The sequence below is a fragment of the Mycolicibacterium bacteremicum genome, from assembly GCF_002086115.1.
Lineage (GTDB): Bacteria > Actinomycetota > Actinomycetes > Mycobacteriales > Mycobacteriaceae > Mycobacterium > Mycobacterium bacteremicum.
This window is the reverse complement of record NZ_MVHJ01000009.1, coordinates 147,175-161,024: the sequence shown is the minus strand read 5'-3', so window position 1 is coordinate 161,024 and position 13,850 is coordinate 147,175. Positions and strand designations below refer to the sequence as shown.

15 protein-coding genes are annotated in these 13,850 nt (G+C 69.6%); 7 read left to right on the top strand and 8 right to left on the bottom strand.

The window, feature by feature from the left end:
• The first annotated feature begins 56 nt into the window (after positions 1-56).
• Positions 57-1,028 carry a GlxA family transcriptional regulator gene (locus BST17_RS13230; protein WP_083058520.1) on the top strand — a complete coding sequence of 324 codons (972 nt, stop codon included), beginning with the start codon at positions 57-59 and terminating at the stop codon, positions 1,026-1,028.
• A gap of 28 nt (positions 1,029-1,056) precedes the next feature.
• Here the strand turns inward: BST17_RS13230 and BST17_RS13225 are convergent, their stop codons facing one another.
• Positions 1,057-1,965, bottom strand: coding sequence for an iron-sulfur binding domain-containing protein (locus BST17_RS13225; protein ID WP_207573640.1), 909 nt, complete (start codon positions 1,963-1,965; stop codon positions 1,057-1,059).
• Positions 1,966-1,975: 10 nt separating this feature from the next.
• Between BST17_RS13225 and BST17_RS13220 the strand changes: the two genes are divergently transcribed.
• Together BST17_RS13220 and BST17_RS13215 are read left to right on the top strand one after the other, a co-directional pair.
• A complete protein-coding gene (locus BST17_RS13220; protein ID WP_083058517.1) occupies positions 1,976-2,596 on the top strand; it encodes a carbonic anhydrase in 621 nt (206 codons plus the stop codon).
• Between the two features lie 98 nt (positions 2,597-2,694).
• The gene (locus tag BST17_RS13215) at positions 2,695-3,480 is read left to right on the top strand and encodes a hypothetical protein (RefSeq protein WP_083058515.1); all 786 of its coding nucleotides are present in this window, start codon (positions 2,695-2,697) and stop codon (positions 3,478-3,480) included.
• A 1-nt stretch (position 3,481) separates the two neighbouring features.
• Here the strand turns inward: BST17_RS13215 and disA are convergent, their stop codons facing one another.
• The 3 genes from disA to BST17_RS13200 are packed head-to-tail and all read right to left on the bottom strand — an operon-like array spanning position 3,482 to position 6,627.
• Positions 3,482-4,594 (bottom strand): DNA integrity scanning diadenylate cyclase DisA, encoded by a 1,113-nt coding sequence (disA, locus tag BST17_RS13210; protein ID WP_083058513.1) that lies wholly within the window; start codon positions 4,592-4,594, stop codon positions 3,482-3,484.
• Positions 4,585-5,997, bottom strand: a complete 1,413-nt coding sequence (gene radA, locus BST17_RS13205; protein ID WP_083058511.1) for a DNA repair protein RadA — start codon at positions 5,995-5,997, stop codon at positions 4,585-4,587. The genes disA and radA overlap by 10 nt, the downstream gene beginning before the upstream one ends.
• A gap of 39 nt (positions 5,998-6,036) precedes the next feature.
• The gene (locus BST17_RS13200) at positions 6,037-6,627 is read right to left on the bottom strand and encodes a copper chaperone PCu(A)C domain-containing protein (RefSeq protein WP_407937748.1); all 591 of its coding nucleotides are present in this window, start codon (positions 6,625-6,627) and stop codon (positions 6,037-6,039) included.
• Between the two features lie 236 nt (positions 6,628-6,863).
• Here BST17_RS13200 and carD point away from each other — a divergent pair, with 236 nt between their 5' ends.
• From carD to rlmB, 4 genes are read left to right on the top strand one after another with little or no spacing between them, the layout of a single operon-like run.
• Positions 6,864-7,352, top strand: a complete 489-nt coding sequence (carD, locus tag BST17_RS13195) for an RNA polymerase-binding transcription factor CarD (protein ID WP_019512593.1) — start codon at positions 6,864-6,866, stop codon at positions 7,350-7,352.
• Positions 7,352-7,822: a 2-C-methyl-D-erythritol 2,4-cyclodiphosphate synthase gene (ispF, locus tag BST17_RS13190; RefSeq protein ID WP_083058508.1), complete on the top strand. Its 471-nt coding sequence runs from the start codon at positions 7,352-7,354 to the stop codon at positions 7,820-7,822. The genes carD and ispF overlap by 1 nt, the downstream gene beginning before the upstream one ends.
• A 56-nt stretch (positions 7,823-7,878) precedes the next feature.
• Positions 7,879-9,303, top strand: coding sequence for a cysteine--tRNA ligase (cysS, locus tag BST17_RS13185; RefSeq protein WP_083058715.1), 1,425 nt, complete (start codon positions 7,879-7,881; stop codon positions 9,301-9,303).
• Positions 9,303-10,244 (top strand): 23S rRNA (guanosine(2251)-2'-O)-methyltransferase RlmB, encoded by a 942-nt coding sequence (rlmB, locus tag BST17_RS13180; protein WP_083058506.1) that lies wholly within the window; start codon positions 9,303-9,305, stop codon positions 10,242-10,244. The genes cysS and rlmB overlap by 1 nt, the downstream gene beginning before the upstream one ends.
• Here the strand turns inward: rlmB and BST17_RS13175 are convergent.
• From BST17_RS13175 to mrf, 4 genes are read right to left on the bottom strand one after another with little or no spacing between them, the layout of a single operon-like run.
• A complete protein-coding gene (locus tag BST17_RS13175; protein ID WP_083058505.1) occupies positions 10,241-11,476 on the bottom strand; it encodes an SLC13 family permease in 1,236 nt (411 codons plus the stop codon). The genes rlmB and BST17_RS13175 overlap by 4 nt on opposite strands.
• Positions 11,467-12,381, bottom strand: a complete 915-nt coding sequence (locus tag BST17_RS13170) for an MBL fold metallo-hydrolase (RefSeq protein ID WP_083058503.1) — start codon at positions 12,379-12,381, stop codon at positions 11,467-11,469. Before BST17_RS13170 ends, BST17_RS13175 begins: the two co-directional genes overlap by 10 nt.
• Before the next feature lie 24 nt (positions 12,382-12,405).
• A complete protein-coding gene (locus BST17_RS13165) occupies positions 12,406-12,648 on the bottom strand; it encodes a type B 50S ribosomal protein L31 (RefSeq protein WP_083058502.1) in 243 nt (80 codons plus the stop codon).
• Complete coding sequence (gene mrf / locus BST17_RS13160) at positions 12,645-13,841, bottom strand: ribosome hibernation factor-recruiting GTPase MRF (RefSeq protein WP_083058500.1); 1,197 nt, start codon at positions 13,839-13,841, stop codon at positions 12,645-12,647. The genes BST17_RS13165 and mrf overlap by 4 nt, the downstream gene beginning before the upstream one ends.
• Positions 13,842-13,850 lie beyond the last annotated feature (9 nt).

The window sequence follows — 13,850 nt, the reverse complement described above, 5'->3', positions numbered from 1 at the left end:
TAAATAAAGATCCAGCCAACAGTGGCAGGAATGACACGTTGGGATAAAATGCTGCCATGGCGATATCGAGCGTATCGGTGCTGGTACTGGACGGTCTAGCGATTTTCGAGTTCGGCGTGATCTGCGAGGTCTTCGGCATCGACCGCTCCGCCGACGGCGTGCCGAACTTCGACTTCAAGGTGTGCGGTCCGGAGGCCGGTAAGCCCATCCGCACCTCGGTGGGCGCCACCCTGACCCCGGATCACGGCCTCGACGATCTGCTGGGCGCCGACCTGGTGGCCATCCCCGCCATCAGTGGTTCGGACTATCTGCCCGAGGCGCTGGCGGCGGTGCGCAAGGCCATCGAGACGGGCTCGACGGTGCTGACCGTCTGCTCGGGCGCGTTCCTGGTCGGCGCGGCCGGCCTGCTCGACGGCCGCCCGTGCACCACCCACTGGATGCACGCCGACGACCTGGCCGCCGCCAACCCCACCGCCCGGGTGGACCGCAACGTGCTGTTCGTCGACGACGGGAACCTGATCACCAGCGCCGGCACCGCCGCGGGCATCGACGCCTGCCTGCACCTGGTGCGCCGCGAACTCGGGGCCGAGGTCACCAACAAGATCGCGCGCCGGATGGTCGTCCCACCGCAACGCGACGGCGGCCAACGCCAGTACATCGACCAGCCGATTCCGGCGCGGTACTCCGAAGGCTTTGCCCCGCAACTGGACTGGATGCTGGCCAACCTGGACAAGCCGCACACCGTGGCCTCGCTCGCGGCGCGTGCCAACATGTCGGCACGCACCTTCGCCCGCCGCTTCGTCGACGAGACCGGGCGCACCCCGATGCAGTGGATCACCGATCAGCGGGTGCTCTATGCACGCCGGCTCCTGGAGGAGACCGATCTGGACATCGACCGGGTCGCCGACCGCTGCGGGTTCGGCACCGCGACGCTGCTGCGTCACCACTTCCGCCGGATCATCGGGGTGACCCCATCGGATTACCGGCGCAGGTTCTCCTGCGATGACGCGTGCGAGGAGAGCGCCTAGCCACCCTCGTGGTGGGGTGCTCGGCTTGTCAGGGCGGTCGTCCCTCGCCCCCATCGTCGCCCTCGCCGGCGAGCGCGAACAGCCCGCCCGCGGTCTGCTCCACCAGGCCGTCGGTGAGCAACGAGTCCAGTGCCCGGTCGCGCTGGGCGGTATCGGTGAGCCATACGACGTCGAGCTGGGCGCGGGTCACCGGTGTGGTGCTGGCGCGCAACACGTCGAGCAGCCTGCCGCGCACCTGCCGATCGGTCCCGGCGTAGGCCTGCGTCTTCCGGGCCGGTGTCGTCGCCGCCGGGTGACCGGCCGAGCGCCAGCGGCAGGCGCGCAGTGGGCACACCCCGCACTTCGGCGCGCGGGCCGTGCAGACGATCGCGCCGAGTTCCATCAGGGCGGCCGAAAAGCGCGGCGCGGCAGCACCTTCCGGAAGCAGCGCAGCGACCTCGGCGAGGTCACCGGCGCGGGCCGGGGTCTCGGCCACACCGTGGATCACCCGGGCCACCACCCGCCGTACGTTGGTGTCGACCACCGGGACGCGCTGACGGTAGGCGAAGCAGGCGATGGCCCGTGCGGTGTAGGCGCCCACCCCCGGCAGGCCGAGCAGCGTCTCGACGTCGGCCGGCACCACATCACCGTGCTCGGCGGCGACGACGGCCGCGCACTCGTGCAACCGCTTGGCCCGGCGCGGGTAGCCGAGCTTGCCCCAGGCCCGCAGCACATCGGCCGCCGAGGCGGCCGCGGTCGCCGACGGCGTCGGCCACCGTGCGATCCAGTCCAGCCAGATCGGTGCGACGCGGCTGACCGGCGTCTGCTGCAGCATGAACTCGCTGACCAGGATCTGCCAGGCCGTCACACCCGGCCGGCGCCATGGCAGATCGCGCTCGGCGACGTCGAACCAGGCCAACAGCTCGGCCGGGTCGATGCCGTATTCGGACTGGGGCATACTTCTGGTCATGCCGAACTCGAATCCGATCTCCGCATGGAAGGCACTCCGCGAGGGTAACGAGCGCTTCGTCGCGGGCCGGCCCGAGCATCCCAGCCAGGGCATCGAGGACCGGGCCCGGCTGACCGAGGCGCAGAAGCCGACCGCGGTGCTGTTCGGTTGCGGCGACAGTCGCGTCGCGGCCGAGCTGATCTTCGACCAGGGCCTCGGCGACATGTTCGTCGTCCGCACCGCCGGCCACGTCATCGACTCCGCCGTGCTCGGGTCCATCGAATACGCCGTCGGCGTGCTCAACGTCCCGCTGATCGCCATCCTCGGCCATGACAGCTGCGGCGCGGTGAAGGCCACCCTGAACGCGCTGGACGCCGGCGAGATCCCGGGCGGCTACATCCGCGACATCGTCGAGCGGGTGATGCCGTCCATCCTGGCCGGCCGTCGCGACGGCCTGAGCCGGGTCGACGAATTCGAGGCGCGCCACGTCGAGGAGACCGCCTCGCAGTTGCTGGCCCGGTCCACCGTCATCGCCGACCGGGTCCGCTCGGGTGACCTGGCGATCGTCGGACTGACCTACCACCTGGCCGACGGCCGGGTACAGCTGCGCAACCACCTCGGTGACATCGGCGAGGTCTGAACCCGCTCGCGGGTCACGAAATGATCTGAGCAAGGTCACAGAAGACACGCCGGTCCGCCTCGGACGACCTGACCTGACCGCGGCTTACCGTTGAGGTCGTGCTAGACACCGAACCGCACCGCCCGCTGCCACCGGAGATCTACCGGCGACGCAGAGCGCTGGCAATCGGGGTCGCGGTCGTGGTCATCGCACTCGTCGCCGGCATCGTCGCCATCGTCGTGTCCATGACCGGCGGATCCGAACCCACCGCCAACGAGCAGTCCGCCGATCCGGCCCCCTCGGCCGCCGCGCCCACCCCGTTGCCGGGGGAGGAGCCGGGCGTCAAGACGCCGGTGGTCCCGCCCGCCCAGGCCGCCCCGCCGCCGACGCCGACGCCGACGACCGCGGTGGTCCCGCCCCCGGTGCTGCAGGCCGGTGAGGACTGCCCCGACTCCACGCTGGCGGTCAAGGGCATCACCAGCGCCCCCGACTACGTGATGGGCGACCAGCCGAAGTTCACGATGGTGGTCACCAACATCGGCCTGGTGTCCTGCAAGCGCGACGTCGGTGCCGCCGTGTTGGCCGCTTACGTGTACTCGCTCGACAACAACCGGCTGTGGTCGAACCTGGACTGCGCGCCGTCCAACGAGACGCTGGTCAAGGAGTTCGCCCCGGGTGAGCAGGTCACCACCGAGGTCACCTGGACCGGTATGGGTTCTGCCCCGAACTGCCCGCTGCCGCGTGAACCCATCGGCCCCGGCACCTACAACCTGGTGGTGCAGCTGGGCAATCTGCGCTCGGCGACGGTGCCCTTCATCCTGGCCGAGGCGGCCCCGCCGGGTGCACCTGCGCCGCCGGCGGACGCACTGCCGCACGACGGCACCGGGCAGCCCCCGGGCAACTGAGTCAGGCCAGCTGGTCGGCGATCGTCGACTCGGCCAGCTGGGACAGGCCCTCGCGGATGTGGCGCGCCCACATCGAACCGATGCCGTCCACCGACTGCAGGTCGGTCGCGCTGGCGGCCAATACACCCTGCAGTGAGCCGAACGAGCGCACCAGCAGGTCCACGTGGGCGAACTGCAACCGCGGAATACCGGCCATCGCCCGGTAACCGCGCGAGCTCATCGCCGAATCCTGCGCCTCCAACGTGGTCGGATAGCCGAAAACCCGTGCCAGCGCGGTGAAGTCGAGCAGCTCATTGTCCGAGAGCGCATCCAGCTCCTCCAGCGTCGCGCTCACCTGCGCAGCACTCGGCGGGTCCGGGTTGGCGTGGTAGTCGCGCACGATCAGCTCACGGGCGGTGTCGTTGTCACCGACGAGCTCCTCCAACTGCAGCTTGAGCTGCCGGCCATCGGTGCCCAGTTCGACGACGTCGGCGTCGATCTCCAGGCTGATCCGGCGCACCATCTCCAGGCGCTGCGCCACCGTCATGACATCGCGCAGCGTCACGAAATCCTCGATCTCGGCAGTCGACAGCTGCCGGTTGACCTCGTCGAGGCGGGATTTGTACCGCTCCAGGGTGGCCACCGTCTGATTGGCCCGCGACAGGATGGTCGGGGTGTCCGGCACGACGTGGCGTTCCCCGGCGGCATACACCGTGACGATGCTCATCGAGTGGCTCACCGAGATCACCGGGAAGCCGGTCTGCACCGCGGTGCGCTCGGCCGAGCGGTGCCGGGTGCCCGACTCATCGGTGGGGATCGAGGCGTCCGGCACGAGCTGCACATTGGCCCGCAAGATCCGGGTGCCGTCGGTGGAGAGCACCACCGCGCCGTCCATCTTGGACAGCTCACGCAACCGCGTCGGCGCGTACAGCACGTCGAGGGAGAAGCCGCCGTCGCAGATGGCCTCGACGCTGTCGTCGTAGCCCAACACGATCAGGGCGCCGGTGCGACCGCGCAGGATGCGTTCCAGTCCGTCCCGCAGGTCGGTGCCCGGTGCCAGCCGGCCCAGCGTCTCACGCATGGTCGGACGGGCCAGATGCACCACACTCCGGTTGCCTCTGGACTTCACCGCCATGGCGCCTCCTTGGATCGGGGGCCATTGTCGTCGATCGAGCGCAGCCGCCGCAACGCAGTCCTGATGTCATCGGCGACCGTCATCGTCAGCCCGGCAGGCACATCCTTCACACCGGGAGGCACCACGGCGTGGGTGAAGCCCAGCCGGGCGGCCTCGGCGAGCCGGCGGTCCATCCCGTTGACCCGGCGCAGATCGCCGGCCAACCCCACCTCGCCGATGGCGATCGCGGTGGCCGGCATCGCGATATCGGTATATGCCGACGCGATGGCCACCGCCACCGCCAGATCCGACGACGGATCGGTCAGCCGCATGCCCCCGACCGTGGAGACGTAGATGTCGTGCTGGCCCAGGGGCAGTTGGACGCGTTTCTCCAGCACGGCGGTGATCATGGCGGCCCGGGCGGAGTCGATACCGCTGACCGCGCGCCGCGGGCTCCCGGTCTTCTCGGCGCCGATGAGCGCCTGCACCTCTCCGAGCAGTGGCCGCTTACCGTCCAGGGTCACCGTCACCGCGGTGCCCGACACCGGCGCGGGCCGCTGATCCCGGAACAACCCGGACGGGTCGGCTATGCACTCGATCCCGTCGTCGTGCATCAGGAAACAGCCGACCTCATCGGCCGCGCCGAACCGGTTCTTCACACCGCGCACCATCCGCAGCGCCGAATTGCGATCACCCTCGAAGTGCAGCACCACGTCGACGAGATGCTCCAGGGAACGGGGGCCGGCGATGGCGCCGTCCTTGGTGACGTGCCCGACCAGCAGCAGCGCGACACCATCGGATCCGGCCGCCTTGGCGTACGAGGTGAGCGCGGTGGTCACCGCGCGGACCTGGGTGACACCACCGGTGACCCCGTCGGCCTCCGCGCTCGACATCGTCTGTACCGAGTCGACGACGACCAGGGTGGGCCGGACGGCCTCGATGTGCCCCAGCGCGGTCTGCAGATCCGACTCGGCGGCCAGGTACATCTCGTCGTGGGTGCATCCGGTGCGCTCGGCGCGCAACCGGATCTGTCCGGCCGATTCCTCGCCGGACAGGTAGAGCGCACGGCGGCCGGTGGCGGCCCAGCGGTGGGCCACCTCGAGCAGCAGGGTGGATTTCCCGACGCCGGGATCGCCGGCCAGCAGGCATACCGAACCGGGCACCAGGCCGCCGCCGAGCACCCGGTCCAACTCGGAGACCCCGGTGGGCAGATGCCGGGTGATGCCGGGGTCGATCGTGGTGATCGGGACGGCGGGGGAGGAGGGCGCGACGGCGCGACGGCCGGAGTTCCCGTTCAGCGAGGAAAGCGCGGCGACTTCGTTGACGGTGCCCCAGGTGCCGCAGTCAGAGCAGCGGCCCACCCATTTCGGCGTGACGTGATTGCATTCCGAACACCGGTACTGCGAACGTACTTTCGAAGCCACGTGACGACGGTAGCCGTCACACCCGACAGAACGTCAGATTCAGTGACCCTCGCCGTGTCCGCCGACGGGGCCCATGCCCTCGTTGGGCTCACCGTCGCGGCGAGCGACCTCGCCCGCCGAGATCGGCACCGCGAACGTGGTGGCGCCGGCGTTCTCGAAGGTGAAGGTGAAGTCGTAGGTGAGCCCGTTGGTGATCGGCTGGGTCAGGGCGACCTGGGCCTGCACCTCGTCGGCCCGCTCCACCACGGCCAGCTCCATCGGGTCATCGGGGGTGCCGACCTTCAGGACGCCGTTGGCCGGGACGGTGGTGTCACCGTCGAGGGTCACGGTGCCGACATCGGAGGTCACCGACAGCAGCCGGTCGGGGGCGTCGGCGGAGTTGTTGGCGGCCACGAAGATCAGTTCCACGTCGGTGCCGGGGCGGACGTAGTCGGTGGTCTGCGGGGCTCGCAGGAACACGTTGCGCAACGCGATGTCGCCGACATTGTCGACGGTGCCGTTGACGGCGGGCTGCTGGTTGGCGCTCTGCGAGATCTGGCCGGCGCCGCAGCCGGTCAGCGCGATGCCGGCGATCAGGGCGCCGGCGGCCAGGCGGGACGCGCGCACGTTGGAGCGGTTCACTGCGACCACTGGAGCCTCCTGCTAACCGGACGGATTCGACTATGCACTGTAGTAGGTCGTCTTTGCGGGCGGTAGCCGAGGGCGGCCCACGGTGGTGGCGGAGTCCCTGGACAGCAGTCCAGTTGCATGTATCTCGCGCCGTGTCAACCCCTAGTCTTCAGCTGCGGTGCCCCTGACCTGCATTGTTGATCCCCGCCCGGTGGAGGCCCGTGATAAGATCGACTGGTGAAAGGGGCTCGAAACTGATGATTTTCAAGGTCGGAGACACCGTCGTCTATCCACACCACGGTGCTGCGTTGATCGAGGCTATCGAAACCCGCACCATCAAGGGTGAGCAGAAGGAATACCTCGTCCTGAAGGTTTCGCAGGGGGATCTGACGGTTCGCGTTCCCGCTGACAACGCGGAGTACGTCGGCGTGCGTGACGTCGTCGGTCAGGAGGGCCTCGACAAGGTTTTCCAGGTGCTGCGCGCGCCGCACACCGAGGAGCCGACCAACTGGTCGCGGCGGTACAAGGCGAATCTGGAGAAGCTGGCTTCCGGTGACGTGAACAAGGTCGCCGAGGTGGTTCGCGACCTGTGGCGTCGTGATCAGGAGCGTGGGCTCTCCGCGGGGGAGAAGCGGATGCTGGCGAAGGCTCGTCAGATCCTGGTCGGCGAGCTCGCACTCGCCGAGAACACCGATGACGAGAAGGCGACGATCATCCTCGACGAGGCGTTGGCCGCCGCGTCCTAGTGACGGATCTGCGCGTCGGTCTGGGTACCGACGTTCATCCCATCGAAGCAGGGCGACCGTGTTGGTTGCTGTGCCTGTTGTTTGCCGATGCCGACGGCTGCGCCGGTCATTCCGACGGTGATGTCGCTGCGCACGCTCTGTGCGACGCGCTGTTGAGCGCCGCCGGCCTCGGTGACCTCGGTGCCGTTTTCGGCACCGATCAGCCCCGGTGGCGCGGGGTCAGCGGTGCCGACATGGTGCGCCATGTCCGCACCCTGCTCGACGCCGAGGGTTTCCGGGTGGCCAATGCCGCCGTCCAGGTGATCGGCAACCGGCCCAAGGTGGGCCCGCGCCGCGTGGAGGCACAGACGCTGCTCTCCGAACTGGTCGGCGCGCCGGTGTCGGTCTCGGCGACCACCACCGACGGCCTCGGACTCACCGGCCGTGGCGAGGGCCTGGCGGCGATCGCCACAGCCCTTGTGGTCAGATAACGCTCGACAGGCCGGGTAAGCTGGCCCGTCGTGAGCGAAGCGAACGGTTGGCCGCGGTGACTGGTCTGCGGCTGTACGACACCCTCACCGGTGGCGTCCGTGATTTCGTGCCACGGCGCCCCGGCCATGTGTCGATCTACCTGTGCGGAGCCACAGTTCAGGGTCTGCCCCATATCGGCCACGTGCGCAGCGGGGTGGCCTTCGATGTGCTGCGTCGGTGGCTGACCGCCAAGGGGCTGGACGTCGCGTTCATCCGCAATGTCACCGATATCGACGACAAGATCCTCAACAAGGCCGCCGATGCCGGCCGGCCGTGGTGGGAGTGGGCGGCCACCTACGAGCGCGCTTTCACCGCCGCCTACGAGGCGCTCGGGGTGCTGCCCCCGTCGGCCGAACCGCGTGCGACCGGGCACATCACCCAGATGGTCGAACTCATCGAACGGCTCATCGAGCGCGGGCACGCCTACACCGGCGACGGCGACGTGTATTTCGACGTGCTGAGCCTGCCCGACTACGGCAAGCTCTCCGGACACCGCATCGACGATGTGCACCAGGGCGAGGGTGCGGCCACCGGCAAGCGTGATCCGCGCGATTTCACGCTGTGGAAGAGCGCGAAGCCAGGCGAGCCCTCCTGGCCGACGCCGTGGGGACCGGGCCGGCCGGGTTGGCACACCGAGTGCGTGGCCATGTGCCAGGAGTACCTGGGGGCCGAGTTCGACATCCACGCCGGCGGGATGGATCTGGTGTTCCCGCACCACGAGAACGAGATCGCCCAGGCCGAGGCCGCCGGTGACGGGTTCGCCAGGTACTGGCTGCACAACGGCTGGGTGACCATGGGCGGCGAGAAGATGAGCAAGTCGCTGGGCAATGTGCTCGCGATTCCTGCTGTGCTGCAACGTGTCCGGGCCGCCGAGCTGCGCTACTACCTGGGTAGTGCGCACTACCGGTCGATGCTGGAGTTCTCCGAGAACGCGCTCGGCGACGCCGCCAAGGCCTACACCGGCATCGAGGACTTCCTGCACCGGGTGCGTAACCGGGTCGGCGCCATCGAGCCGGGCACCTGGACCGAGAAGTTCGGGGCAGCCCTCGACGACGATCTGTCCGTGCCGATCGCGCTGGCCGAGGTGCACACCGCGCGCGCCGAGGGCAACCGGGCGCTGGACTCCGGTGACCACGAGGGCGCGATGGCTGCCGCACAATCGATCCGGGCCATGATGGCGATCCTCGGCTGCGACCCGCTCGACGAACGGTGGGAGACCCGCGATGAGACCTCGGCCGCTCTGGCCGCGGTCGACGTGCTGGTGCACTGGGCGCTGGCCGGCCGCGCCGAGGCACGGGAAAAGCGGGACTGGGCCGCCGCCGACGCCATCCGGGATCGGCTGAAAGAGGCCGGTATCGAGGTCACCGACACCGCCGACGGGCCGCAGTGGTCGCTGACCGATGGCGATGGCGCAGGCGAAGCGACGGGAAAGAGTAACTGATGGCGGGCAATTCACAGCGTCGCGGTGCGGTTCGCAAGGAGGGCACCAAGAAGGGCCCGACCGTCGGCTCCGGCGGCGTGCGCAGGCGCGGTCTGGAAGGCAAGAAGGCGACCCCGGCGGCCAAGGACCGGCCGCACCATCCGGCCGCCAAGAAGGCCGCCAAGGCCGCTCGCGCGGCCCAGGGCCGGCACCGCAAGACCGACGAGACCGAGGTCGTCCTGGGCCGCAACCCGGTGGTCGAATGCCTGCGGGCCGGGGTGCCCGCCACCGCGCTGTACGTGATGCTCGGCGTCGACGCCGATGATCGGATCACCGAATCCGTCCAGCGCGCAGCCGATTCCGGGATCGCAATCCTCGAGGTGCAGAAGCACGACCTGGACCGGATGTCGAGCAACGGACTGCACCAGGGCCTCGCCCTGCAGGTGCCGCCCTACGTCTACACCCATCCCGACGACCTGCTGAAGTCCGCGCAACGGGACAGCCAGCCCGCACTGCTGGTGGCCCTGGACAACATCTCCGATCCCCGCAACCTGGGCGCCATCGTCCGGTCGGTGGCAGCCTTCGGCGGTCACGGCGTGGTGATCCCGCAGCGCCGGTCGGCCTCGGTGTCGGCGGTCGCATGGCGCACCAGTGCCGGTGCGGCGGCCCGGCTTCCGGTGTCGCGGGCAACCAACCTCAACCGCACCCTCAAGAGCTGGGCCGACGCCGGCCTGCAGGTCGTCGGGCTGGATGCCGAGGGCGACACCACCCTGGACGAACTGGACGCCGCCGGCCCGACCGTGGTGGTGGTCGGCTCGGAGGGCAAGGGTCTGTCGCGGTTGGTGCGCGAGAACTGCGATGCCATCGTCTCGATCCCGATGGCCGGGCCCACCGAATCGCTGAACGCATCGGTGGCCGCCGGTGTCGTGCTCGCCGAGATCGCCCGGCAGCGCCGGGGTTAGAGTCCGAAGAGCTGGATCCAGCTCCACAGCCCGAGCACGGCGGCGACCAGCACCGCGGGCGTGGTGATCAGCCCGATCCGGCTGAACTCGCCGAATCCGGCACTCATGTCGCGGCGTACCACGCTGCGCCACAACAGGTTCGCCAGCGAACCGACATAGCTGAGGTTGGGGCCGACGTTCACCCCGATCAGCACCGCCAGCACCGCGGCCGGCCCGATCGGCGCCGCCAGCGGCAGCATGACCAGCACCGCGGGCAGGTTGTTGACGAGGTTGGACAGCACGGCGGCCACCGCCGCGATGGCCAGCAGCGCCACCAGCCCCTCGTTGTCGGGTATGACGCGGTGCATCGCCGATTCGAGCCCGTTGTGCATCACCGCGGCGACCACCACCCCCAGGCACAGCACGAACGCCAGGAACGGGATGTCCAGAGCCACCGCGATCTTGCGCACGGTGGTGCGGTGGGTCAGCAGGGCACGCACACCGAGCACCACCGCACCGGCCAGCGCCGCCCAGGCCGGGGACCACCCCACCAGCGAGGTCACCGCGAAGCCGATGAGCGTCAACGCGACCACGATCAACGCGAACAGCGGTATCTCGATGGGCTCTTCGGGTGCGTCGTGCTGCGGCGCGATTGCGAGATCCTTGGCGAAAACCCAGCGCAGGAGCAGGAATTCGACGAGTACCGCCGCGATCCACGGCAACGTCATCGCCGCGGCGAAATGCAGAAACGTCAGCCCGGCCGCACTGAACGCCAGCAGATTGGTCAGGTTGGAGACCGGCAGCAGCAGCGATGCGCTGTTGGCCAGGTGCGCGGTGGCGTAGGCGTGCGGGCGTGCCGGGACCGTCAGGGCCCGCGCCGTGGCGAGCACCACCGGTGTCAGCAACACCACCGTCGCGTCCAGACTCAGGATGGCCGTCACCGCGGCCGCGATGCCGAATACCGAGAGCAGCAGCCGATTCTGGCCGCCGGCCGTCGCCCGTGCCATCATCACCCCGGCGGCGTGGAAGAGCCCGACGTCATCGCACAGCCGGGCCAGTACCAGGACGGCAGCCAGGAATCCGACCACCGGGGCCAGTTCGGACACCTCATCCAGCGACTGCTGCCAGGAGACCGCGCCCGCTGCGATGACCAGACCGGCGGCGGCCAGCGCCACCACCGCCTGCCACCGTGGCGCCGACAGCGCGCACCCGAGCACCGCCGCGAGGGCGGTGACGGAAAGGATCAGCTCCATGGGTCTGCGGGTTGCCACAGCGTCGGCAGATGCAGTGCCACACCGTCGTCGGCGGCCAGCCGGCTGAGCACACGCATCGAGACGTCCAGATCGTCACCGGCATAGGGCAGGGCGCGCAGTGGGCGGTCCAACGGCCGGAAGAAGTCGTCCCAGTGGATCAACACCACGCGCCGGGCGCCGACCGTGCGTACCGTCTCGTCCCAGTAGTCGGTCAGATAGCGCTCGGGCTGCAGGCCCAGTTGGCCGACGCCCAGATACACCACATCGGCACGGTGGCCGGTCAGTGCGCCCGGGACGAAACCGGCGCTGCCCACCACGAGCAGCGTGCGCCCGGTCGGGCGGTGGTTGATCAGGGTCGACCAGGCCTCACCGCAGCGGTACGCCGAGGCCCGCACCGGCGGGGTGACCGGGGCCTCGATCCGGCCGGGGAAGCGGTCGGGCGGACAGTGGTCCCCGATCACCAGGGTGATGTCGAATGCCCCGGCCCGCACCGGCTCGCCGGGGGTTACCACGACGACCCGGTCCGCGGGGAGCCGGTGGCCGATATGGGCGGCCGAGATGCCGCCGATCAGCCGGGCACCGGTGCGCTCGGCCACCACGGCCGAATCCATCGCGTGGTCGAAGTGGGTGTGCACCGGCAGCACCGCGTCCAGCTGCCGCACCCCGAGCCGGCCGAGGCAACCGTCGATGCGCGGTTCCGATGGGGCGATCCTGCCCAGCCCGACCTGCAGCAGCGACGGACGGCTGAAGAAGCCGTCGGTCAGTACCGCCGAGGCGCCGTCGTCCACCAGCAACGTGGTGACACCGGCCCACGTGACCTTCGGTGCGGCGCCGGGGCCGGCCACCGGCAGGTCGAAGAACTGCCGGTAGTCGTCGATATCGGGCCGGCCGGCTTTGAGGCGCATGGCCAAAGCCTAGAGCGCGGCGGCCTACCGGGTTCCGTAGCGGCGGCGGAACTTCTCCACCTGGCCCGCGGTGTCCAGGTGCCGGTTGGTGCCGGTCCAGAACGGGTGCGAGTCGGCGGTCACGTCGACGACCACCAGCGGATAGGTGTGGCCCTGGTAGTCGACGGTGCGGTCGCTGGTGATGGTCGAGCGGATCAGGAACTGCTTGCCGGTACCGGCGTCCTGGAAGACGACCGGGTGGTAGTCGGGATGGATATCGGGTTTCATTCTTCTCCCTTCACGGTGCGGTGCTCATCGGTGACCGAGACGCCCTCGGGCAGGTCCGCGCAGGGGTCCTCGTGCCAGTCGCCGAACGGGTCGGGCAGGGCGGACCAGCTGTCGGGGTCGGCCATCTCCGCGTCGGTCAGCAGTGCCCGGTTCAGGGCTGCGGTGACGGTCTCCGGTGCAGCGCCACAGAGCAGCGCGGTCAAGGCGATGTGCCGGTCACCGAACCGGTCGTCCCAGCCGGTACCGGCCAGCGCGATGCGCTCGGGGTCGACGTAGGCGCGTTCGTTGTCGGTCATCGCCGCCAGCCAACGTCCGGCGTCGCCGACACCCAGCCCGCCGCCGGCGGATTCGATCCAGACCACCGTGTCGGGCTGGCTGGCCAGCCAGGCGCGGCCCCGCACCCGGACCACCCCGTCGAGCAAGTCGTCGATCGCCAGGTGCAACCGGTCGGGGTGAAAAGGCCTGCGCGCGTTGAACTCCAGCAGCGTGACCTGGCCCGCGGGCTGTAGCGGCGGTTGTCCGGCCAGCAGCGAGTCGTGCGGGTCGTCGCTGAAACCCCGGCGGGCCTGCGGATCCAGCTTGGCCAGCGCGGTCTCCACGTGATCGCACCCCACGGTGATCCGGCTGCGCGGGGCGAGCCGGCGCAGCACCGCCAGCGTGTCGGTCTCGGGTTCGCTGAGCACCAGCACGTCGGCGAAGGCGGCCTGTCCGACGGTCACCTGGGCCACGGTGCGCGAACCGTCCAGATCGTCGTCGCCGAGCGCCTGGGACAACCACGAGGCGGTGTCGACGGCGGTGATCACCGCCGAGATGACGACGTCGCGACTGGCCGGGCCGTCGATGTAGCCTGGGCCGACCGCGACGGAGACCTCGTTGATCGCGGTGCAGATCGGTTCGGGGTCAACCCATTCCATCAGTTCGACGACGATGCGCGCGACGTCCTCGCGGCGATGCAACCGGCGCAACAGGATCAGCAGGTCATTGCGGATGGTGCAGGTGAGGCAACCACCCGCAAGTTCGATCGGCCATTGCGTGATGATCCGTTTGGCCCCGCGCATCTCGGTGACGTTGCGGATCACGACGTGGCCGTCGGTGGCATATCCGACGGCCAGCGTTCCCGATGTCTTGAGCAGCAGATCGACCACGTCGGTCCGTGCGCCCTGTCCGGCAACCAGCAGTACCGGCGTCCGCATGTCATCACA

Bases quoted from the DNA above. Each gene is read 5' to 3' on its own strand.
- BST17_RS13220 (WP_083058517.1), top strand. From the start codon at position 1,976: ATGCCGAACTCGAATCCGATCTCCGCATGGAAGGCACTCCGCGAGGGT.
- BST17_RS13165 (WP_083058502.1), bottom strand. From the start codon at position 12,648: ATGAAACCCGATATCCATCCCGACTACCACCCGGTCGTCTTCCAGGAC.
- BST17_RS13170 (WP_083058503.1), bottom strand. From the start codon at position 12,381: ATGCGCCTCAAAGCCGGCCGGCCCGATATCGACGACTACCGGCAGTTC.
- carD (WP_019512593.1), top strand. From the start codon at position 6,864: ATGATTTTCAAGGTCGGAGACACCGTCGTCTATCCACACCACGGTGCT.
- mrf (WP_083058500.1), bottom strand. From the start codon at position 13,841: ATGCGGACGCCGGTACTGCTGGTTGCCGGACAGGGCGCACGGACCGAC.
- disA (WP_083058513.1), bottom strand. From the start codon at position 4,594: ATGGCGGTGAAGTCCAGAGGCAACCGGAGTGTGGTGCATCTGGCCCGT.
- BST17_RS13175 (WP_083058505.1), bottom strand. From the start codon at position 11,476: ATGGAGCTGATCCTTTCCGTCACCGCCCTCGCGGCGGTGCTCGGGTGC.
- BST17_RS13225 (WP_207573640.1), bottom strand. From the start codon at position 1,965: ATGCCCCAGTCCGAATACGGCATCGACCCGGCCGAGCTGTTGGCCTGG.
- BST17_RS13230 (WP_083058520.1), top strand. From the start codon at position 57: ATGGCGATATCGAGCGTATCGGTGCTGGTACTGGACGGTCTAGCGATT.
- rlmB (WP_083058506.1), top strand. From the start codon at position 9,303: ATGGCGGGCAATTCACAGCGTCGCGGTGCGGTTCGCAAGGAGGGCACC.